At 68.4% G+C, this 23126-nt stretch carries 16 protein-coding genes; all 16 read left to right on the forward strand.

The features are described 5' to 3' along the window. Window positions 1–171: 171 nt before the first annotated feature. The 16 genes from G6028_RS00010 to G6028_RS00085 all read left to right on the forward strand — a co-directional run bounded on the left by G6028_RS00010 (window position 172) and on the right by G6028_RS00085 (window position 22935). Window positions 172–1002, forward strand: coding sequence for an MlaE family ABC transporter permease (locus tag G6028_RS00010; protein WP_182657592.1), 831 nt, complete (start codon window positions 172–174; stop codon window positions 1000–1002). Next, a complete protein-coding gene (locus G6028_RS00015; protein ID WP_107746647.1) occupies window positions 1002–1859 on the forward strand; it encodes an MlaE family ABC transporter permease in 858 nt (285 codons plus the stop codon). The genes G6028_RS00010 and G6028_RS00015 overlap by 1 nt, the downstream gene beginning before the upstream one ends. Next, window positions 1856–3292 (forward strand): MCE family protein, encoded by a 1437-nt coding sequence (locus tag G6028_RS00020; RefSeq protein ID WP_182657595.1) that lies wholly within the window; start codon window positions 1856–1858, stop codon window positions 3290–3292. The genes G6028_RS00015 and G6028_RS00020 overlap by 4 nt, the downstream gene beginning before the upstream one ends. Next, entirely contained in the window at window positions 3289–4377 is a 1089-nt protein-coding gene (locus tag G6028_RS00025; RefSeq protein WP_107746175.1) for an MCE family protein, read from the forward strand. Before G6028_RS00020 ends, G6028_RS00025 begins: the two co-directional genes overlap by 4 nt. Next, a complete protein-coding gene (locus G6028_RS00030) occupies window positions 4374–5396 on the forward strand; it encodes an MCE family protein (protein ID WP_107746177.1) in 1023 nt (340 codons plus the stop codon). The genes G6028_RS00025 and G6028_RS00030 overlap by 4 nt, the downstream gene beginning before the upstream one ends. After that, complete coding sequence (locus G6028_RS00035; RefSeq protein ID WP_107746179.1) at window positions 5396–6625, forward strand: MCE family protein; 1230 nt, start codon at window positions 5396–5398, stop codon at window positions 6623–6625. The genes G6028_RS00030 and G6028_RS00035 overlap by 1 nt, the downstream gene beginning before the upstream one ends. After that, complete coding sequence (locus G6028_RS00040) at window positions 6622–7878, forward strand: MCE family protein (RefSeq protein WP_107746181.1); 1257 nt, start codon at window positions 6622–6624, stop codon at window positions 7876–7878. Before G6028_RS00035 ends, G6028_RS00040 begins: the two co-directional genes overlap by 4 nt. Next, window positions 7875–9119: an MCE family protein gene (locus tag G6028_RS00045; protein ID WP_107746183.1), complete on the forward strand. Its 1245-nt coding sequence runs from the start codon at window positions 7875–7877 to the stop codon at window positions 9117–9119. The genes G6028_RS00040 and G6028_RS00045 overlap by 4 nt, the downstream gene beginning before the upstream one ends. Window positions 9120–9172: 53 nt before the next feature. After that, a complete protein-coding gene (locus G6028_RS00050) occupies window positions 9173–9874 on the forward strand; it encodes a hypothetical protein (protein ID WP_194306721.1) in 702 nt (233 codons plus the stop codon). Between the two features lie 19 nt (window positions 9875–9893). Beyond that, window positions 9894–10568: a hypothetical protein gene (locus tag G6028_RS00055; protein WP_182657597.1), complete on the forward strand. Its 675-nt coding sequence runs from the start codon at window positions 9894–9896 to the stop codon at window positions 10566–10568. A gap of 414 nt (window positions 10569–10982) precedes the next feature. Next, window positions 10983–14492 carry a DNA-directed RNA polymerase subunit beta gene (gene rpoB / locus G6028_RS00060; RefSeq protein WP_179523159.1) on the forward strand — a complete coding sequence of 1170 codons (3510 nt, stop codon included), beginning with the start codon at window positions 10983–10985 and terminating at the stop codon, window positions 14490–14492. 123 nt (window positions 14493–14615) lie between these two features. Further along, a complete protein-coding gene (locus G6028_RS00065) occupies window positions 14616–18575 on the forward strand; it encodes a DNA-directed RNA polymerase subunit beta' (protein ID WP_182657599.1) in 3960 nt (1319 codons plus the stop codon). A gap of 202 nt (window positions 18576–18777) precedes the next feature. Then, window positions 18778–20151, forward strand: a complete 1374-nt coding sequence (locus G6028_RS00070) for a glycosyltransferase family 4 protein (RefSeq protein WP_182609595.1) — start codon at window positions 18778–18780, stop codon at window positions 20149–20151. After that, the gene (locus G6028_RS00075; RefSeq protein ID WP_182609596.1) at window positions 20145–20864 is read left to right on the forward strand and encodes a class I SAM-dependent methyltransferase; all 720 of its coding nucleotides are present in this window, start codon (window positions 20145–20147) and stop codon (window positions 20862–20864) included. Before G6028_RS00070 ends, G6028_RS00075 begins: the two co-directional genes overlap by 7 nt. A gap of 6 nt (window positions 20865–20870) precedes the next feature. After that, window positions 20871–22004 carry a prenyltransferase gene (locus G6028_RS00080; RefSeq protein WP_182657601.1) on the forward strand — a complete coding sequence of 378 codons (1134 nt, stop codon included), beginning with the start codon at window positions 20871–20873 and terminating at the stop codon, window positions 22002–22004. A gap of 73 nt (window positions 22005–22077) precedes the next feature. Beyond that, entirely contained in the window at window positions 22078–22935 is an 858-nt protein-coding gene (locus G6028_RS00085) for an LLM class F420-dependent oxidoreductase (RefSeq protein WP_179525960.1), read from the forward strand. Window positions 22936–23126: the final 191 nt, after the last annotated feature.

Genomic DNA, 23126 nt, shown 5'->3' on the forward strand with positions numbered 1-23126 from the left:
AACGGCACCGGCGGCAACGGCACCGGCACCGGCGGCAACGGCAAGCACGCCGCGGCGGCGACGGCCGGCGCCACCCCCAGGAGCACCGGGGACAGCACATCGGCCGCAGGCATCGACGACCACTACGGGTCCGACGAGAACTGAGGACACCGGAGAGGTCGGGGGAAGTAAATGGCGGAGGGTGCGACTCAGCAACCCAAGGTGAGGTCCGGTGTGTCTCCGGCGGACGTGGGTGGCGGCGTCCGGGGGGCGATCGGCGGGGCGGGCAAGGTGTTCCGCCTCTTCCTCGAGGTGATTCGTGGGATTTTCAGGAGGCCGTTCCAGTTCCGGGAGTTCATCAGTCAGTCGTGGTTCATCGCCTCGGTCACGATCCTGCCGTCGGCGCTGGTCGCGATCCCCTTCGGGGCGGTCGTGGCGATGCAGACCGGATCGCTGGTCCAACAGCTCGGAGCAGAGGCGTACACAGGTGCGACGGGCGTTCTCGCCGTCGTCCAGCAAGGCGCGCCCCTGGTGACCTCACTGCTGATCGCCGGCGCCGCCGGTTCAGCCGTGGCCGCCGATCTCGGTGCCCGGACCATCCGTGAGGAACTCGACGCCATGCGGGTCCTCGGGATCGACCCGGTCCAGAGGCTCGTGGTCCCGCGCGTACTCGGCATGATGCTCGTCGCCGTGCTGCTCAACGGCCTCGTGTCCATCGTCGGGATCGCCGGCGGTTACGTGTTCAACATCCTGTTGCAGGGCGGCACCCCGGGCGCCTACCTCATGTCCTTCGGTGCGCTCGCGCAGCTGCCCGACTTCATCATGTCCTCGTTCAAGGCCCTGGTGTTCGGGCTCATCGCCGGCGTGGTCGCCTCGTATTGCGGAATGAATCCCAAGGGTGGGCCCAAGGGGGTCGGCGACGCCGTGAACCTCGGAGTGGTCCTGACCTTCCTCCTACTGTTCTTCGCCAACCTCATCCTCACTGCGATGTACCTGCAGATCGTTCCGCCGAAGGGGTCATGATGGCGATATTCACCGACGTCGGGCCCACCAGGGCCCGGCTCCGGGCCCTGGTGCGCGGCCCGGTCAGCTCGTTCGACAGTCTGGGTGACCAGCTCGCGTTCCACCTGCGGGCGATCCGCTGGATCCCGCAGACTCTCGTGCATTACCGGAAAGAGGTCCTGCGCCTGATCGCCGAGGTGACCTTCGGCGTGGGCGTGCTCGCGGTCCTCGGCGGAACCATCGGCGTGATCGTCATGATGAGTGGGTTCACCGGTGTCGTCGTGGGACTCCAGGGCTACGCCGCGCTGGACCAGATCGGCAGTTCGGTCCTGACCGGCTTCCTCTCGGCGTACGTCAACACCCGTGAGGTCGCGCCGCTGGTGGCCGCGCTGGCGCTGTCGGCGACCGTCGGGTGCGGTTTCACCGCCCAACTCGGCGCGATGCGGATCTCCGAGGAGATCGATGCGCTCGAGGTGATGGCCATTCCCAGCGTGCCGTATCTCGTGACCACGCGGATCATCGCCGGGTTCATCGCCGTCATCCCGCTGTACGTGGTGGGCTTGCTGTCATCCTATCTGGCGACACGGGGCGTCAATACGATGCTTCAGGGCCAGTCCACGGGCTCGTTCGACCACTACTTCCATCTCTTCCTGCCACCGGAAGACGTGATCTATTCGTTCATCAAGGTGATCATCTTCGCGTTCGTCCTGGTGATGATCCACTGCTTCTACGGGTTCACCGCCTCCGGTGGTCCGGCTGGCGTCGGCGTGGCGGTGGGCCGCGCGGTCCGGACGACGATCGTCGTGGTCGCGATTCTCAACTTCTTTGTCGGACTCGCCCTCTGGGGCACAACCACGACGGTGCGGGTGGCGGGATGAACGAGCTTTCGACCGTATCCAAGCGCTTGCTGGCCGCGCTGTTCCTCGTCATTGTCCTGGCGTTCGTCGGCACCACCATCGCCATCTACAACCGTGCGTTCACGACCTCGGACAGTGTCACGATGATCGCGGACGACATGGCGTTCTCCCTGCCCAACGACGCCGACGTCAAGGCGCGCGGCGTCCTGGTCGGACGCGTCTCCGGGGTCGAGCCCGAGGGGGACAAGGTCCGCGTGAACATGGAGTTCGATCCGGCGTTCATCGACCAGCTCCCGGCCAACGTCAACGGCAGGATGCTTCCCAAGACTCTCTTCGGCGAGAGGTACGTCGACCTGGGTTTCCCCGAGCAGCCCGTGGGGACCATCGAACCCGGCGCCACTATCGAACAGGACACTCGCGGTAACGCGGTCGAGCTGGGCCGGGTCCTCGACGGTCTGCTCCCGGTTCTGGAGGCCGTCCCGCCGGAGAAGCTCGCCGGCACACTCGGGGCACTCAACCAGGCCCTGTCGGGCCGGGGCGACGAGATCGGGGCGAGCCTGGTGGAGATCGGCCAGGTGTTCGACGGCATCACCCAGGAGATGCCAGCACTGGAGGCGGGGCTCGAGGATCTCGCGACCTTCTCGCAGACCTATTCGGAGGCGTTGCCCGATCTCATCCATGCACTCGACGCCCTGCGCACGACCGGTGATACCGTGATCCAGCGGCGCACCGACATCGCGGACGGGCTCCAACGGATCAGCACCTCGGCGGAGGTCCTCACCGGCTTCCTCGCCGCCAACCGCTCGGACCTCATCGCCCTCGCCGCCGACTCCCGGACCTCGCTGGAGTATCTCGCCGAGTACTCCCCGGCGCTGCCGTGCACGGTCGAGCAGTTCATGATCGCGCTGGATCGCTCCGACGCGATCCTCGGCGTCGATTCCCCGAACCCGGGCATCCGCGTGACCATCGAGATCGCCAACCCCAAGGGCCGGTACGTCCCCAACCAGGACGAGCCGCGGTTCTTCGACACCCGTGGACCGCGGTGCTACGAGCCGGCAGTGCAGCCGCAGAACTTCGGCTCGGCGCCGGGCGGCGCCATCGCCGACGGCGCCTACCAGCCGCCCACCCGCAATCCCGGGCCGGCATTCATCCCGACCCTCCCCAACCCGCTCGACCAGGACGGTCCGGTCCCCGGGCTACGGACCCGCGGGTCCGTACCCGCCGCCCCGGGTCGGGCCGTCCCCGAGCAGCCCAACCTGCCGTTCCCCTCGACCGTCACCGCGGGGCAGGACAGGGACGCCATGGCGATGGCCTACGCGGGATCACCGCTGGAGACCGACACCGTCCGCACCGTTTACGGAGTCGCCACCGACCGCGACGCGGGTGAGATCCCCGCGTGGATCGGCGGGATCGGTGCTCCTGCTCTCCGCGGGGCGGAGGTGAGTTTCCGATGAGCACCAAGATCAAGGCTCTCTTCCGAGGGGGCGTCCTGGGATCGTTCGTCAAGCTGGCGATCTTCGTGGTGGTCACCATCCTGCTGAGCACGGTCCTCGCCACCACCATCCGCGGTGGCACCCGCGAGGCCGGGACCGAGTACTCGGCGATCTTCTCCGACGTGACGATGCTCGAGGAGGGCGACGACGTCCGGATCGCCGGCGTCGTGGTGGGTCACGTGACCGGCTTCGAGATCCACGACCGGGACCAGGCAAGGGTGGACTTCACCATGTCCGGTGACCGCACGCTGCCGGCCAACGTCCACCTCTCGCTGCGGCTACGCAACATGATCGGTCAGCGCTACATGAACATCAGCCGTGAACCCGGGCCAGTGGCGCCGATGATGCCGGAGGGGACGACCATCGGAATCGAGAACACCTCGCCCGCCGTGGACCTCACGGCGCTGTTCAACGGTTTCAGGCCGCTGTTCACCACATTGCAGCCGGAGGACGTCAACGCACTCGCGGACTCGCTCGTCCGTGTACTGCAAGGCGAGGGCGGGACCGTCGCGAACCTGGTCCAGCAGACCGGGCAGCTCACCAACCACCTCGCCGACCGTGATCAGGTGATCGGGGAGGTCATCGACAACCTCACCCGGGTCCTGCAGACGATCAACGAGCGGGACGTCCAGTTCCAGCAGCTCGTGGTGACCACCAGGCAGCTGGTGGAGGGACTCGCCGAGGAGCGCGACGCGATCGGTAGCTCGCTCGACTCGATAGCCGATCTGACGTCCTCCGCGGAGAACGTGGTCACCGCGACCCGGCCGAGCGTCACCGAGTCGCTCGATCACCTCAAGCTGGTCACGGACGACATCACCGCCAACCGGGACACCCTCAGCACGGTTCTGCAGAACATGCCGGTCAAGACCGACAATCTCATCCGGATGGGGTCGTTCGGGTCGTGGTTCCAGTTCTATCTCTGTGGACTCGACGTGGTGAGCGGTCCGGGTACCAACGTGCCCAACCTCCTGCCGAGCGGCGGCCCGACAGTCAATCACCCGGTGTACACCAATGTGGCGCCCCGGTGTCATGGGGGGATCTCATGAGTAAGCGCAGGCCGAGCGAACCCAGGTTCGGGAACGCCACGATCGGCGCGGTCGGTGTGGTGGTGATCCTGGTTCTCACCATGACGGCGTTCAGCCTGGACTCGTTGCCCTTCGTGGGTGCCGGGCCCAAGTACTCGGCGCACTTCTCCGAAGCGGCCGGGCTGACCGACGGCAACGAGGTCCGTGTGGCCGGCGTCAAGGTCGGTGTGGTGACGGACGTCGAACTCGACGGGGACAAGGTCGTCGTGGGCTTCCGGACCAAGGACGCATGGCTCGGGGACGACACGCGGGCGAGCATCCAGGTCAAGACCGTCCTGGGCCAGAAGTACCTCGCACTCATCCCGGCGGGGAACGGCGAGTTGGACCGATCCGAACCGATCCCGCTCGACCGCACGGTGGCGCCCTACGACGTGGTCACCGCGTTCTCCTCGGCCGCCGAGACACTGGACCAGATCGACGACGCGAAACTCGCCGAGAGCCTGGACACGCTCACCGACGCGATGCAGGCCTCACCCGAAGAGTTCCGCGGAGCGGTCGACGGCGTGGCCCGGTTGTCCCAGACGCTGTCCAGCCGCGACGCCGAACTCCGTGAGCTGCTCGAGGCCACCAGGACCAGTTCGGCGATCCTCGCGGAGCGCAACGAGGACTTCCGGAGGCTCATCGTCGGGACCGGTCAGCTCCTGGGCGAGCTCAACGGCCGCTCGGAGGCGCTCAAGCTCGTGTTGGCCTCCACCCGTGGTCTGTCGATCGAGCTCCGGAGGTTCGTCGCGGAGAACGAGGCCGAGTTCGGGCCGACCCTCGACAGCCTGGACTCCGCGCTGGCGGTCCTCACCGACCACGAGGAGGAGCTGAAGAAGTCGATCCACAACCTGGCGCCCTTCTACCGGCTCTACGCCAACTTGCTGGGCACCGGTCGCTGGTTCGACTCGGTGGTCACCAACCTCGTCCCGCCGGGCATCCCCGAACCGCCCTTCTATCCCGGCGCCCGCGCACCGGCCCGACAGAGTGGGATCAACTGATGCACAAGAAGCTGCCGTACTGGCTGGTCGCGCTGCTCCTCGTCGTCGTCGTCGCGATCGTGGCGGTCACCTACCTCGCCGTCACGCGGATGGGTCGGACCACCATCACCGCGACCTTCCCCTCGGCCGTCGGCGTCTCGCAGGGCACCGACGTCCGGATCCTCGGGGTGACCGTCGGCTCCGTCGACGAGGTCACCCCGATGGGCGACACCGTCGAGGTCAAGCTGCACGTCAACAGGGGTATCGAGGTCCCCGCCGACGCCAAGGCCGTCCAGGTGACCCCGTCGGTCATCCCGGACCGCACCATCCAGCTCCTCCCCGCGTACTCGGGAGGGCCCGTCATGGAGTCCGGGGCGCACATCCCGCTCGAGCGGACCGCGACGCCCGTCGAGGTGGACAAGCTGTACGCGTCGGTCAAGGACCTCACGGACGCCCTCGGGCCCGACGGCGCCAACAAGGACGGCGCCCTCGACCGGTTCGTGACCACGTCCGCCGACACCCTCGGTGGCAACGGCGCGGCACTCGGACGGTCGATCGACGAACTGTCCAAGGCCGCCACGACGCTGGCGGACTCGAGCCAGGACATCAGCGAGACCGTGGTCAATCTGCAGTCGTTCGTCACCATGCTTGCGCAGAACGACGCGCAGGTGCGCGAGTTCAACACCCAGATGGCGACGTTCAACCGGACCGTGTCGGGTCAGCGGGAGGACCTCCAGGGGGCCCTGGGTGAACTCAGCTACGCGCTCGCCGACGTGGCCCGGCTGGTTCGCGACAACCAGGACGTGATCCGGAGCAACGCGGACCGGCTGGTGACCCTCAGTCAGATCACCGTCGACCAGCGCGACGATCTCGAGGAGATCCTCAAGACGGCTCCGCTGGCCCTGTCCAACCTCATCGGCGCCTACGACTCCGAGTCGGGTTCCCTGTCGCTGCGCGCGAACCTGCCGGAGAAGCAGGACCCGGCCGGCGTCCTGTGCTCACTCATGACGCTGAGCCGTCTCAACCCGGGGGACGAGATGCTGAGGGAACTGGACAACCTGCGTCGCGCTGACATCCAGGCCTGTGAGGCGCTCGCGCCGGAGCGCAACCGCGAACTCCGGGCCTCCAACCCCGACCTGCCGCTCGGCATCCTGGCAGGCGAGATGAAGCAGTCGATCCCAGTCCCCGGGACGGTTCCGGGCAACTACGGCTGGCCGATGACGCCCGCCTCGGAAGGGGGTCGGGGATGAGCCGACACACAGTTCCCGTCGTCAACCGCAGAATCCGTGCCCTCGGCGTCGCCGCCGTGGTCACCGCGCTGGTGTCCGGCTGCTCCATGGACCTCGAGGACTACACGCTGCCGGGCGGTGCCGACGTGGGGGACGACCCCATCACGGTGGCCGTCCAGTTCGACGACGTGCTCGACCTGGTCCTCCAGTCCAGCGTCAAGGTCAACGGACTCGACGCCGGACGCGTCTCGGGCGTCTCGCTCGCGGAGGACGGGTGGACGGCGCGGGTGGAGATCATCCTGCGCGACGACCTCGACCTGCCCTCCAACGTGGAGGCGTCGATCCAGCAGACCAACCTCCTGGGGGAGAAGTTCGTCCAACTGACCCCACCCGAGGACGAACCGCCCGCCGGCAGGTTGTCCGACGGCGATGTGATCTCGACCTCGAACAGTCGGACGGCCACGGACATCGAGCAGGTGCTCGGTGCACTCTCGCTGCTCCTCAACGGCGGCGGCGTGGACCAGATCCAGCCGATCGTCGCGGAGCTGCGCGCGGTGACCGACGGTCGCGAGGAGGGGCTCACCGAGACCCTGCGCTCGGCGGACGAGCTCATCTCCGGACTCAACCGTCAGCGCGACAGCATCACCGATGCACTCGAGGGCGTCAATCTGATGACGGCCCGCGCCAACGACCAGCGGGAACAGATCCAGGCCGCTCTCGACGAGCTGCCCGCCGGGGTGGCGGTCCTCGAGGAGCAGCGCCCCCAGCTAGTGGAGATGTTGCGCCGGGTCGACGCGCTCGGGCAGGTGGGATCCGACATCCTGCTCACCAGCCGGGAGGACATCATCGCGGACCTGCGATCACTGCGTCCGGTGCTGCAGTACCTGGGTGAGTCGACTCCGGAGCTCATCGACCTTGTCGGGTTCGTCCCCACCTTCCCCTTCCCCGACGCGTCGATTCAGACGAGCGTCGGCGGCTCGGCGAACGTGTTCCTCTCCGTGGATGCGACGATCTCCGAGACGCTCCGTAACCTCGGCGCGAACCAGGGTGATCCGGTGCCGATCTACCCGAACACGACGAGCGGCCCGTACAACGTCGACCCAGGCAACCCCTGGGTGAACGGAAACGGCCCCGACAGGCGGACCACCATCGTCCTGCCGCTGTTGCCCATCCCGCCGATCATGGACCGGGCGGTCACGCCCAGGCCCGCGCCGGGTACCTCGGAGTTCTCCGAGAACTACCTGCCTGAACCAGGGGAGCCCGGATACCAGTGAGCAAGATACTCAAGACCCAGCTCATCGCCTTCTGCGTGATCGCAGCAGTGGGGATCAGTTACGTCGGGGCCAACTACGTGCGGCTGCCCTCGTTGTTCGGGATCGGTCAGTACCAGGTCTACCTGGACCTGCCCGATACCGGAGGTGTGTTCACCAACGCGGCGGTCAACTACCGCGGCACCCCCGTCGGGCGAATCGGCGAGCTCTCGCTCACCGACGACGGGGTCCGGGTCGAACTCGACCTGGATTCCAGTGCTCCGGACATCCCGGCGGACACCGTGGCCGTGGTGGCCAACCGCTCCGCGATCGGCGAGCAGTTCGTGGACCTGCGGCCCAACTCCTACTCCGAGCCGTATCTGCAGGACGGTGACGTGATCAGCGCGGGCCGCGAGGCGTTGCCGGTACGCGTGGAGGACCTGCTGGCCTCGGTCGACGAGCTGTCCCGGTCGGTGCCGCTCGACGACCTCGAGGTGATGGTCGACGAGTTGGGTACCGCGATCGAGGGTCGGGGACCGCAACTCCAGCGACTCTCGGACTCCCTCATCCGCATCTCCGATTCCGGGATCCGCACCATGCCGCAACTGCAGGCCCTCATCCGGGACGGGGCGACCGTCCTCGACACCCAGGCCGACCAGTCCGCGGAGATCATCAGCTTCTCCCGCGACCTGCGTACGGTGACCGAGGCCCTGCGTGACTCCGACTCCGACCTCGAGCGTCTCATCACCACCGGGCCCGAGTTCGCGGACGAGACGCGGTTCCTGGTGGAGAACTCCGGCGAGCCGCTCACCCGGACCATCGGGAACCTGTCGACCACCATGAAGACCGTGGACCCGCTCGCGCCGTCGTTCAAGGTGCTCCTGCAGTTGCTGCCGGCCCTGGCGGCCGGCGGCCTGTCGGTGGCACCGGGCGACGGCACCATCCACTTCGGTCTGGTCCTGGAGATGGACAACCCCACGCCGTGTACCCAGGGTTATGAAGGCACCTGGGACATCATCAACCAGATCAGGGCGCAGGACCCGTCATTCGACCCGCAGGAACAGAACTTCCCGCCGAACTACGACGCCGAGTGCACGGTTCCGCTCGGCAGCCCCACCGCCGTGCGCGGCGCCGACCGGGTCGAGTACGCCTACCCGGGCGTCACGCAGCCCTGGGACGCCAAGCCCAAGATCGACCCGGACCGGTTGAACCTGTCCGTGGCCGCCGAGCAGCTCGCGGTCCTGCAGGGACTGATCCCGCGGTGACCGGGCGACCGGGCGGTGATCCGGGGCGCCCTGGTTCAGGTAGCGTCGCCGCCATGAGTTCGCAGGGCAGTGTCAGGGGCGGCGACCGTCCGGCAAGGGACGGTGGCGAGGAGGGCCGGGCCGTCCCGAGGTGGCTGGCGGTCCTCTCGATCGTCGTGCTGGTGGCCGGTGTGGCGGTGCTGGGCGTGTTCGGCTGGCGCTATGCAGAAGCGCGGTCGGCACACGAGGTCGCGACCGAGCGCGAGACCGTCTCCGAGGTGGCGTCGCAGGTGATCATCAACGCGTTCAGCTTCGACTACCGCAACGTCGACGAGTCGCTGCAGCACCTCGCCGACGCCTCGACCGGCGATTTCCTCGTGGAGCAGGAGCAGTGGGCGGACGATGTCCGCACCCGTGTCGTGGAGCAGAAGGCGGTCACCACGGCGACCGTCTCCCAGTCCGCGGTGGAGGTCCTCGACCTCGAGGCGGGCGAGGCCGCCGTGCTGGTGGTCTTCACCGCGCATTCCGAGCGGGAGGGTCAGGACGACATCACCGGACGCCAGGCGATGCGGGTGGATCTCACCCGTGAGGACGGGTCGTGGAAGGCCAACGCGGTCAACCAGGTGGGCGTGACCGTGCCGGTCGGGAGCTCGAGTCAGTCCGTGCAGGAGCTGGAGGCGCCGGACACCCGGGACGGAGCCGGGAACGCGGACGCCGACGACCCCGACACGCAGGAGGAGTCGACCACCGCGCCGACCACCTCCGCCGGCCGATGAGGAAGGACGGGAACGACTGATGCCACCCATCAAGAGGACACCGAAGCCTGCCGGTCAGCCGGCTCGCCGGCGCCTGGCCGGTCACGCCGGATCGACCCGGCCCGAGGCCGGTTCGGGTGTGGGGGAGAACCAGAACGACGACGAGTTGGCCGACGCGCGGAGCACTGCCGATGCCGGGAGTCCGCCCGGCCGCGGGCTGCCCCGGGGTCGGGCGCTGGCGTACGCCGCGCTGGCGGTGGGTCTGGTGGCGGGAGCCACCGGTGCGTTCCTGGCCACGGAGCCCGGTGTGGACGTCGACAACCAGGCGTTCGTCGACCAGGCCGTCACCGACGAGGTCCTGACGGCCGCGAGCACGAACGTGCAGCGTCTCGTCGCGATCGATCACGAGTCCCTCGACGAGTATCACGACTCGCTGGGGGAGTTCCTCACCCCGGCCCTCGTGTCCGAGCTGGACGAGAACTGGCCCGCGCTCCGCGACAGCTACGAGCAGTCGGCCACCGCCGTCGAGGCGCAGGTCCGCGAGGCGGGTCTGTCCTACCTCGACGGGGACAAGGCCGAGGTGCTTCTGGTGCAGGACGTCTCGATGACCCGTGACGGCGTCGCGGCCGGCAGCACCAGCGGCACCTACCTGGTCGGTCTCGACCGGATCGACGGGGTGTGGAAGCTGTCCCGGATCCCCGACCTGCCGTCCTGACGGGTCGGCGGACAGATCATTTGTGGGCCGGACCGCGTCGGATCCTTGACGAACGGCCTCCGACCCGTCACCCTTTAGGGGCATCGGGCGATCAGATCGCCCGCCGGTGCGACGTCCCGACCGGGGGCCGATGAGGCGAGAGCCACGAGGGCAACCAGCGCAGGGACGGACGGCGCACCCGCCCGCGCACAGCCTCCGGGATCACTCCCGTGGACGGCTGGACTTCCGCGCCGCTATCCGCTAGATTAGGTCGTTGCGCTGGCTGCTATTTGCACTCTCGTCCGTCCGTGACGGCTCGTCCCCGGTCTCACCGGGTGCTCTCCGAGTCCTCGATCGGGTCGGATCTGGGTGGATACCCGTCGGCGGACCGCTCGCAGATACATCTGTGGTCACCGCCCGTGGTGATCACGTGAGGTGCTGGAAGGACCCATCTTGGCAGTCTCCCGCCAGACCAAGTCAGTTTCCACCGTTCCCGGTGCGCCCCGGAGGGTCTCGTTCGCGAAACTCTCCGAGCCGTTGCCGGTCCCGGGACTGCTCGACCTCCAGACGGAGTCGTTCGAGTGGTTCATCGGGTCGGAGGAGTGGCAGAAGAGGGCCGCGTCACGCGGCGTCACCAACCTCGAGGGAGGCCTGGAGTCGATCCTCAGGGAGATCTCCCCGATCGAGGACTTCTCCGGATCAATGTCGCTCTCGTTCTCGGATTCGTACTTCGAAGAGGTCAAGGCCTCCATGGAGGACTGCCGCGAGAAGGACCGCACGTACGAGGCGCCCCTGTTCGTCACCGCCGAGTTCGAGAACACCGAGACGGGCGAGATCAAGTCGCAGACCGTCTTCATGGGTGACTTCCCGATGATGACGGACAAGGGCACGTTCATCATCAACGGCACCGAGCGCGTCGTCGTCTCGCAGCTCGTCCGCTCGCCGGGCGTGTACTTCGACCGGAGCCGCGACAAGTCCACGGAGCGCGACGTCCACTCCGTCAAGGTCATCCCCTCGCGGGGTGCGTGGCTCGAGTTCGACGTGGACAAGCGCGACACGGTCGGTGTGCGTATCGACCGCAAGCGCCGCCAGTCCGTGACCGTGCTGCTCAAGGCGCTCGGCTGGACCACCACCGAGATCAAGGAGCGCTACGGCTTCTCCGAGATCATGATGTCCACCCTCGAGAAGGACACGGTCGAGGACACGGACCAGGCCCTGCTCGAGATCTACCGCAAGCTGCGTCCGGGCGAGCCGCCGACCCGTGAGTCCGCGGAGGCGCTCCTGGAGAACCTGTTCTTCAAGGAGAAGCGCTACGACCTGGCCCGCGTCGGCCGCTACAAGGTCAACCGCAAGCTCGGTCTGCCGGACCCCGAGGGTGACGACACCACCACGCTCACGCGTGAGGACATCGCCGCCACCATCGAGTACCTCGTGCGCCTCCACGCGGGCGAGAGCTCGATGCAGGTCGCCGGCGGACGCGAGGTCCCGGTCGACGTCGACGACATCGACCACTTCGGCAACCGCCGGCTCCGCACCGTCGGCGAGCTCATCCAGAACCAGGTCCGCGTGGGCCTGTCCCGGATGGAGCGCGTGGTCCGCGAGCGGATGACCACGCAGGACTCCGAGGCGATCACCCCGCAGTCGCTGATCAACATCCGGCCCATCACCGCCGCGCTCAAGGAGTTCTTCGGAACCTCCCAGATGTCGCAGTTCATGGACCAGAACAACCCGCTGTCGGGTCTGACCCACAAGCGGCGCCTGTCCGCGCTGGGCCCCGGCGGCCTGTCCCGTGAGCGCGCGGGCCTCGAGGTGCGCGACGTGCACGCCTCGCACTACGGCCGCATGTGCCCGATCGAGACCCCCGAGGGTCCGAACATCGGTCTGATCGGCTCGCTCTCGGTCTACGCCCGGGTCAACCCGTTCGGCTTCATCGAGACCCCGTACCGCCGGGTCGTCGACGGCGCCGTCACCGACCAGGTGGACTACCTGACCGCCGACGAGGAGGACCGCCACGTCGTGGCGCAGGCCAACTCGGAGATCGACGCGGACGGCAGGTTCGTCGAGGACCGCGTCCTCGTGCGCAAGAAGCACGGTGACGTCGAGGTCGTCGCGGGTACGGACGTCGACTACATGGACGTCTCGCCGCGGCAGATGGTCTCCGTCGCCACCGCGATGATCCCGTTCCTCGAGCACGACGACGCCAACCGCGCCCTGATGGGTGCGAACATGCAGCGCCAGTCGGTCCCGCTCGTGCGTTCCGAGGCGCCGCTCGTCGGCACCGGCATGGAGCTGCGCGCGGCCGTGGACGCGGGCGACGTCGTCGTCAACACCCGTGCGGGCATGGTGGAGGAGGTCTCGGCCGACTTCATCACCGTCATGGACGACGACGGTGGTCGTCAGACCTACCGTCTGGCCAAGTTCGCGCGGTCCAACCAGGGCACCTGCTCCAACCAGAAGCCGATCGTGGACGAGGGGATGCGCGTCGAGGCCGGCCAGGTCCTCGCCGACGGACCCTGCACCGAGAACGGTGAGATGGCGCTGGGCAAGAACCTGCTCGTGGCGATCATGCCGTGGGAGGGCCACAACTACGAGGACGCGATCATCCTCTCGCAGCGCCTGGTGGAGGAGGACGTGCTGACGTCCATCCACATCGAGGAGCACGAGATCGACGCCCGCGACACCAAGCTGGGCGCCGAGGAGATCACCCGCGACATCCCCAACGTCTCCGACGAGGTCCTCGCGGACCTGGACGACCGTGGCATCGTGCGCATCGGCGCCGAGGTCCGTGACGGCGATGTGCTGGTCGGCAAGGTCACGCCCAAGGGCGAGACCGAGCTCACCCCGGAGGAGCGCCTGCTGCGCGCCATCTTCGGTGAGAAGGCCCGCGAGGTGCGCGACACGTCGCTGAAGGTGCCCCACGGTGAGTCCGGGAAGGTGATCGGCGTCCGCGTGTTCTCGCGTGACGACGACGACGACCTGCCCCCCGGCGTCAACGAGTTGGTCCGCGTCTACGTGGCGCAGAAGCGCAAGATCCAGGACGGCGACAAGCTCGCCGGCCGCCACGGCAACAAGGGCGTCATCGGCAAGATCCTCCCCGCCGAGGACATGCCGTTCATGCCCGACGGCACGCCCGTGGACATCATCCTCAACACGCACGGCGTCCCGCGTCGTATGAACATCGGTCAGATCATGGAGACCCACCTCGGCTGGCTGGCCAAGGCGGGCTGGGAGGTGCCCCGCGAGGCGGACGGTTCCCTCCCCGAGTGGGCGACCAAGCTGCCGGAGGAGATCTACAGCGTCGAGGCCGGCACCAACACGGCGACCCCCGTCTTCGACGGTGCGGCGGACACGGAGATCACCGGCCTGCTCGGCTGCACCCTCCCGAACCGTGACGGCGAGCGGATGGTCGAGGCCGACGGCAAGGCGACCCTGATCGACGGTCGGTCGGGTGAGCCCTTCCCGTACCCGGTGTCCGTGGGGTACATGTACATCCTCAAGCTGCACCACCTGGTGGACGACAAGATCCACGCCCGTTCCACGGGTCCGTACTCGATGATCACCCAGCAGCCGCTCGGCGGTAAGGCCCAGTTCGGTGGCCAGCGTTTCGGTGAGATGGAGTGCTGGGCGATGCAGGCCTATGGTGCCGCGTACACGCTCCAGGAGTTGCTCACGATCAAGTCCGACGACGTCGTGGGTCGCGTGAAGGTGTACGAGGCGATCGTCAAGGGCGAGAACATCCCAGAGCCCGGGATCCCGGAGTCGTTCAAGGTCCTGCTCAAGGAGCTGCAGTCGCTGTGCCTCAACGTCGAGGTGCTCTCCAGCGACGGCCAGGCGGTCTCCCTGGGCGAGGGCGCCGAGGACGACGACCTCGACCGCACCGCCGCGAACCTGGGGATCAATCTCTCCCGCGACGAGTCCTCGGCGGCAGACGAGCTGGCGCAGTAGGCGCCGGGGGCGTGCACCATCGGCGCCCCGCATCCGACTAATTCAGTTCCACCACGGCGGGCCCCACACCGGCCCCACCCCGCGAGGGGCCCGCCACCATCCCATACGGGAAAGGACGCCTACGTGCAGGACGTCAACTACTTCGACGAGCTGGTCATCAGCCTCGCGACCGCGGAGAACATCCGCAACTGGTCCTATGGCGAGGTCAAGAAGCCCGAGACCATCAACTACCGCACCCTCAAGCCGGAGAAGGAGGGCCTGTTCTGCGAGAAGATCTTCGGCCCCACCCGGGACTGGGAGTGCTACTGCGGCAAGTACAAGCGCGTGCGCTTCAAGGGCATCATCTGTGAGCGCTGTGGCGTCGAGGTGACCCGTGCCAAGGTGCGTCGTGAGCGGATGGGCCACATCGAGCTGGCCGCGCCCGTCACGCACATCTGGTACTTCAAGGGCGTCCCGTCGCGGCTCGGCTACCTGCTGGACCTCGCGCCCAAGGACCTCGACAAGATCATCTACTTCGCGGCCTACGTCATCACCGGCGTGGACAAGGACCTGCGCCACAACGAGCTCAGCACCCTCGAGGCGCAGATCCTCGAGGAGCGCAAGATCATCGAGGACGAGCGGGACTCGGACATCGAGGCGCGCGCCAAGAAGCTCGAGGCCGACCTGGCCGAGCTGGAGGCCGAGGGCGCCAAGGCCGACCAGCGCCGCAAGGTCAAGGACGGCGGCGAGAAGGAGATGAAGAAGATCCGCGAGTCGGCCCAGCGCGAGCTGGACCGTCTCGAGGAGATCTGGACCACCTTCACCAAGCTCGAGATCAACCAGATCATCGTGGACGAGGGCATCTACCGCGAGCTCGAGGACCGCTTCGGCGAGTACTTCGAGGGCGGCATGGGTGCCGAGGCGATCCAGTCGTTGCTGGAGAACTTCGACCTCGCGACCGAGGCCGAGAACCTCCGCGACATCATCCGCAACGGCAAGGGTCAGAAGAAGATCCGCGCCCTCAAGCGACTCAAGGTCGTCTCCGCGTTCCTGCGGTCCGGGAACCACCCGGCCGCGATGGTGCTCGGGGCCGTCCCGGTGATCCCGCCGGAGCTGCGTCCGATGGTCCAGCTCGACGGTGGGCGCTTCGCCACCTCGGACCTCAACGACCTCTACCGTCGCGTGATCAACCGCAACAACCGCCTCAAGCGACTGATGGACCTCGGTGCCCCCGAGATCATCGTCAACAACGAGAAGCGGATGCTGCAGGAGTCCGTGGACGCGCTGTTCGACAACGGTCGTCGTGGCCGGCCCGTCACGGGCCCGGGCAACCGTCCGCTCAAGTCGCTCTCGGACCTCCTCAAGGGCAAGCAGGGCCGGTTCCGTCAGAACCTGCTCGGTAAGCGCGTCGACTACTCGGGTCGTTCCGTGATCGTCGTGGGCCCGCAGCTCCAGCTGCACCAGTGTGGACTGCCCAAGCTCATGGCGCTCGAGCTGTTCAAGCCGTTCGTCATGAAGCGTCTGGTGGACCTCAACCACGCCCAGAACATCAAGTCCGCCAAGCGGATGGTCGAGCGTCAGCGCGACCAGGTGTGGGACGTCCTCGAAGAGGTCATCGCCGAGCACCCGGTGATGCTCAACCGCGCACCCACCCTGCACCGCCTCGGCATCCAGGCCTTCGAGCCGCAGCTCGTCGAGGGCAAGGCCATCCAGCTGCACCCGCTGGTGTGTGAGGCCTTCAACGCCGACTTCGACGGTGACCAGATGGCCGTGCACCTCCCGCTGTCCGCGGAGGCGCAGGCCGAGGCCCGCATCCTCATGCTGGCCTCGAACAACATCCTGTCGCCGGCGTCGGGCCGCCCGCTCGCCATGCCGCGTCTGGACATGGTTACGGGCCTGTACTACCTGACCCGCCTCGACGAGGGCGCCACCGGTGCCTACGTCCCGGCGGCGGAGGACGCCCCGGCCACCGGCGTGTACTCGAACCCGTCCGAGGCCGTCATGGCCGTCGATCTGAAGGTGCTGGACATCCACGCGCCGATCCGGGTGCGGATGTCGCAGCAGCGGCCCCCCGCCGAGATCGAGGCGGAGCTGTTCCCCGAGGGCTGGACCCCCGGCCAGGAGTGGATCGCGGAGACCACGCTGGGCCGCGTCATGTTCAACGAGCTGCTCCCGGCGGACTACCCGTTCGTCAACGAGCAGATGCCCAAGAAGCGCCAGGCCGTCATCATCAACGACCTGGCCGAGCGCTACCCGATGATCGTCGTGGCGCAGACGGTGGACAAGCTCAAGGACACCGGTTTCTACTGGGCCACCCGCTCGGGCGTCACCATCGCGATGTCCGATGTGCTGGTCCCGCCGGCCAAGAAGGAGATCCTCGCCTCGTACGACGCCAAGGCGGCGCGACTCGAGTCGCAGTTCGGGCTGGGCAAGATCACCGACGAGGAGCGCAAGAGCGACCTGGTCAAGCTCTGGCAGGAGGCCACCGACGAGATCGGTCAGGCCATGGAGGCCAACTACCCGGACTCCAACCCGATCCCGACGATCGTCAAGTCGGGCGCGGCGGGCAACATGACCCAGATCCGTGCGCTCGCGGGCATGAAGGGCCTGGTGACGCGTCCGAACGGCGAGTTCATCCCGCAGCCCATCAAGTCCTCGTTCCGCGAGGGCCTGACGGTGCTCGAGTACTTCATGAACACGCACGGTGCGCGTAAGGGTCTGGCCGACACCGCGCTGCGTACGGCCGACTCGGGTTACCTCACGCGTCGTCTCGTCGACGTCTCCCAGGATGTCATCGTCCGCGAGACGGACTGTGGCACGAGCAAGGGCATCGAGACGGTCATCGCCCGCCGCGAGGTGGACGCGCACGGTGTCGAGACCGGCGTGCTCTCCCGGGACGAGCACGTCGAGACCTCGACGTTCGCCCGTACCCTCGCGGAGGACGCCGTCGACGCCTCCGGCGCGGTCGTCGTGGCCGCCGGCACCGACCTCGGTGACCCGACGATCGAGGCGCTCATCGCCGCGGGCGTGGAGAAGGTCAAGGTCCGCTCGGTCCTCACCTGCACCACCGGCACGGGAGTCTGCGCCACCTGCTACGGCCGTTCCATGGCGACCGGTCTGCTGGTCGACATCGGCGAGGCCGTGGGCATCGTCGCCGCCCAGTCGATCGGTGAGCCGGGCACGCAGCTGACCATGCGCACGTTCCACCAGGGTGGCGTCGGTGACGACATCACCGGTGGTCTGCCGCGTGTGCAGGAGCTCTTCGAGGCACGCGTGCCCAAGGGCAAGGCCCCGATCGCCGAGGAGGCGGGCCGGATCCGCCTCGAGGAGGAGGAGCGTTTCTACACGATCACGATCGTGCCGGACAACGGTGCGGACGAGATCGTGTACGAGAAGCTGTCCAAGCGTCAGGGTCTCGCGCACGTCATCCTCGAGGACGGGTCGTCCCGTCCGATCGTCGACGGCGACCACCTGGAGCGGGGTCAGGCCCTGCTCGAGGGTCCGGCGGACCCGCACGAGGTGCTGGCCATCCTCGGCCCGAACGGGGTCCAGAAGTTCCTCGTCGACGAGGTGCAGAAGGTCTACCGCGCACAGGGTGTGTCGATCCACGACAAGCACCTCGAGGTCATCGTCCGCCAGATGATGCGTCGCGTCGCGATCAACGAGTCCAACAGCACCGAGTTCCTGCCCGGTGCGCTGGTCGAGCGCGCGGAGCTCACGGCGGAGAACCGTCGCGTGCTCACCGAGGGCGGCTCGCCGGCCTCGGCGCGCCCGGTCCTCATGGGTATCACCAAGGCCTCGCTGGCCACGGACTCGTGGCTCTCGGCGGCCTCCTTCCAGGAGACCACCCGCGTGCTCACCGACGCCGCCATCAACCGGCGTTCGGACAAGCTCGTGGGCCTCAAGGAGAACGTCATCATCGGTAAGCTGATCCCGGCGGGTACCGGCATCAACCGGTACCGCAACTCGACGGTCGAGCCCACCGAGGAGGCCCGCGCGGCCGCCTACTCCATCCCGGACTACGGCGACGGCTTCTACGGTCCCGAGGACGGGTTCGGCGACGCCACCGGCGCGTCGGTCCGCCTGGACGACCTGGGTTACTGACCCCACCCGTCGGGTCGGTCACCGGCCGACCCGAACGATCACCGGACCCCCGGGCGCCCCGAGCGCCCGGGGGTCCGGTGCGTCGGCCCGGCCGTGTCGTCGCTGGCCGCGAACGTGTTCTAGACTTGCTCGATGTGCCCTGAGCCGCCGCGGTCCTCGCGGGCGGTCCGGGGCCGGATGACCGGAAGGGGGCGATCGAGAAGTGCGGATCGCACTGCTCTCGTACAGGAGCAAGCCACACGGCGGCGGGCAGGGCGTCTACGTCCGTCACCTGAGCCGTGAGCTGGCCGCACTGGGCCACACCGTCGAGGTGTTCTCCGGTCAGCCGTACCCGGAGCTCGACCCGGGGCCCACGCTCACCAGGGTGCCGAGCCTGGACCTGTACAACGACGCCGACCCGTTCCGCACGCCGCACCCGCGTGAGATCCGCGACAGGATCGACCTCCTCGAGGTGGCCACCATGTGGACCGCCGGCTTCCCGGAGCCGCGCACCTTCAGCCTGCGCGCGGCGCGGGCGCTCACGCCGCGGTTGGCCGACTTCGACGTGGTGCACGACAACCAGTGCCTCGGCAGCGGCCTGTTGACGCTCGAGGAGGCCGGGTTCCCGGTGGTCGCCACGGTGCACCACCCGATCACCCGGGACCGGGACCTCGCCATGAAAGAGGCCCCGCTGCGCAAGAAGCTCACGACCTGGCGCTGGTTCGGGTTCCTGGGCATGCAGATCCGGGTGTCCCGGAAGCTCGAGGAGATCATCACCGTCTCCAGCAACTCGGCCGAGGACATCGCCTCCGACTTCGGGGTGGACCCGGAGCGGATCGTGACGATCCCGCTCGGTGTGGACACCGACCGCTTCCACGACCGCCGCGACCGCGAGCCCGGACGCCTGGTCTGCGTGGCCAGCGCCGACCAGCCGCTCAAGGGCGTCCCCATCCTGTTGCGGGCGCTGGCGAAGGTCCGCGAGGAGCATCCCGGGGTGCGGCTCACCCTGATCTCCAAGCTCAAGCGCAAGGGGGAGGCCTCCAGGCTGCTGGACTCCCTCGGCCTGCGCGACGCGGTGGACCTGGTGTCGGGGGTCGACGACGACGAGTTGGCCGAGCTCGTGGGCACCGCCGAGATCTCGGTGGTCCCGAGCATGTACGAGGGCTTCTCGCTCCCCGCGGTCGAGGCCATGTCCAGCGGGTGTGCGGTGGTGGCCAGCCGCGCGGGTGCGCTGCCGGAGGTCGTGGGCACCGATGACTCGGCCGCCCGACTGGTCGCACCCGGCGACGTCGACGAGCTCGCCCGCCAGATCAGCGCGTTGCTGTCCGATCCGCTCGAGCGTCGACGCCTCTCGCAGGGTGGGCGGGAGCGTGTGATGGAGCGCTACAGCTGGGCCGCCGTGGCCAGGAGGACCGTCGAGGTCTACGAGACGGCGATCGCTAGGGTCCGGGGCGAGACGCTCCCGGACCTGACCGTCGGTCCGGTCATCGGGCCGGACCAGACAGAGATTGACGAGCACGTCACCGACGACGTGCCCGAGGTGCTCCCGGGTTCCGGGGAGTACGACATCCGTGAGCAGGAGGACGCCGCATGCTGACCGCCGATTTCGCCCGTCTCGGGGTCACTCCCGGCATGCGAGCCATCGACGTGGGAGCCGGCCTCGGCCGACACACCTTCGAGCTGTACCGCCGCGGGGCCGACGTGACCGCCTTCGACCAGAACGCGGACGAGATGCGGCAGGTGACCGAGATGCTCGCCGCGATGGAGGCCGAGGGTGAGGGCCTGCCGGAGTCCAGGGGCGAGGCGGTGACCGGCGACGCGCTGAACATGCCCTACGAGGACGGCACCTTCGATCTGGTGCTCATCTCCGAGGTTCTCGAGCACGTCCCGGAGGACACCCGGGCGATCGCCGAGTTGGTGCGGATCCTCAAGCCGGGTGGGGTCGCCGCGGTGACCGTGCCGCGTGAGTGGCCGGAGAAGCTGTGCTGGAAGCTCTCGGACGCCTACCACTCCAACCCGGGCGGGCACTGCCGCATCTACACCGCCGAGGAACTGGGCTTCAAGCTCCGCGCCGCCGGCCTGGAGGTCACCGGCACCGGGTACGCGCACGCGCTGCACGCCCCCTACTGGTGGCTCAAGTGCGCCGTGGGTACGGAGAACGACGACCACCCGCTGCCCAAGGCCTATCACAAGCTTCTGGTGTGGGACCTGATGAAGGGCCCCTGGGTCACCCGGACCGCCGAGAAGCTGCTCAACCCGGTGATGGGCAAGTCCATCGTGTTCTACCTACGCAAGCCCGCGGAGGCCTGATCGTCCGTGCTCACCACCAACTCCGGCGTAGACCGGTCCCGTCCCGTCCCCAGCGTCCCGGGGGTCCTCGACGCCGACGCGGTGCGGGCCACCGGCGAGTGGATCGCCTCCGTGCAGCGACCGAACGGTGAGATCCCGTGGTTCACGGGCGGGCACACCGACCCGTGGGATCACGTGGAGTCGGCCATGGGCCTGTCGGTGGCCGGCCAGTGGGAGGCCGCCGAGAAGGCGTACGGGTTCCTGCGCGACACCCAGCGCGGTGACGGCTCCTGGCCGGTGCGGTGGCAGGACGGCGTGATCGTCGACGCGGACACCGACTCCAACTTCTGCGCCTACGTCGCGGTCGGGGTGTGGCACCACCACCTCGTCACCGCCCGGCCGGGATTCCTGGAGTCCATGTGGCCGACGGTGCGCAGGGCGCTCGACCTGGTCCTGACGTTCCAGGGCCCGGACGGTCAGATGTGGTGGGGTGCCGGTGAGGAGGGCTTCTGTGAGGAGGCGCTCATCACCGGTTCGTCGAGCGTCCACCACGCCCTGCGGTGTGGCGTGGCGATCGCCGAGGAGCTCGGGGGGACGGCCCCGGACTGGGACGCCGCCGCCGACTCCCTCGGACACGCCCTGCGGGCGCACCCCGAGTTGTTCACGCCCAAGACGGAGTTCTCGATGGACTGGTACTACCCGGTCCTCGGTGGGGTGATGGTGGGGGATCAGGCCCAGGACAGGCTGGACTCGCTCTGGGACCGGTTCGTCGTCGACGGCCTGGGTATCCGGTGTGTGGACCACCGGCCCTGGGTCACCGGTGCCGAGACGTGCGAGCTCGTACTCGCGCTCGAGGCCGCCGGGCGGCACGAGCAGGCGCTCCAGCAGTTCACCAACATGCAGCACCTGCGGGACACCGACGGCTCCTACTGGACCGGACTGGTCTTCGCCGACGGCAAGCGCTGGCCGGTGGAGCTGAGCACGTGGACCGGAGCGGTCATGCTGCTCGCGGCGGACGCCCTGTCGCACACCACGCCGGGCAACGAGATCTTCCGCTACGTCTCGGACCACACCATGCAGCGGTTGCACCTCGCACCGGGTGATCCCGCCGACTGCGCCCCGGGCGAGGAGTGCCCGCCCATCGCGGCCGCCGTGCGCTAGTCTGTCGGGAACTGCCGCTGGACACCTGTCTGGTCAGGTGTCGGCCGGCGGCCCGACCGCACGAGGAGCGCCCATGGAATTCGGACTCACCCTGTTCACCAGCGATCGGGGGATCCGGCCGACCACGGCCGCCGTGGCCGCGGAAAACGCCGGGTTCTCGGCCTTCTACGTCCCCGAGCACACCCACATCCCGGTCCGGCGCGAGGCCGCGCATCCGGGCACCGGTGGGGCCGAGCTGCCCGACGAGCGCTACAGCCGCACGCTCGACCCGTGGGTCGCGCTCGCCGCGGTGTCCTCGGTCACCTCGACGATCCGCCTCGGCACGGCCGTCGCGATCCCGGTCGAGAGCGACCCGATCACCCTGGCCAAGACCATCGCCTCGGTCGACCACCTCTCGGGTGGCCGCACGGTGCTGGGGGTGGGGTACGGCTGGAACCTCGACGAGATGGCGGACCACAACGTCCCGCCCTCGCTGCGCCGCACCATGCTGCGCGAGTACCTCGAGGCCATGCGGGAACTGTGGAGCCGGGACGAGGCCGAGTACCACGGGCGGTTCGTGGACTTCGGTCCCAGCTGGGCCTGGCCCAAGACCGTCCAGGCGGGTGGTCCCCGCACCCTCGTCGGCGCCGCGGGCAACGAGAAGAACTTCAAGTGGATCTGCCGCAGCGCCGACGGCTGGATGACCACCCCGATCTCCCAGGACATCGCGGGGAGCGTCCGGCAGTTGCGGGAGCTGTGGGCGGAGGCCGGTCGCGAGGGGGAGCCGTACATCGTGGTGCTCGACGGCAAGCCGATCCCCGAGAAGATCGAGATGTACCGCGAGCTGGGGGTGCACGAGCTCGTCTACGGAACCCCGGACAGGTCCGAGGAGGAGGTGCTGGCCTACATCGACCGTCTGGCCGGCAAGCTCGGGCTGGCCGTCGGTACCTGACCGGGCGGGGCCGATACACCGGTTCCCGCGCCGAAGCCCCTGCCGGTGGCCCCGCCGCGCCGGTACCGTCGGCGGTATGACCTCCGCCTCCGCCTCGGACACCCCCGTCGTCGTCATCACCGGAGCCGGGGGCGGCCTCGGCGCCGCCACGGCCGCGCTCTACTCCGGCCGCGGGTGGCACGTCGTCGCCG

It is taken from the genome of Dietzia cercidiphylli (assembly GCF_014145145.1).
GTDB classification, from domain to species: domain Bacteria; phylum Actinomycetota; class Actinomycetes; order Mycobacteriales; family Mycobacteriaceae; genus Dietzia; species Dietzia natronolimnaea.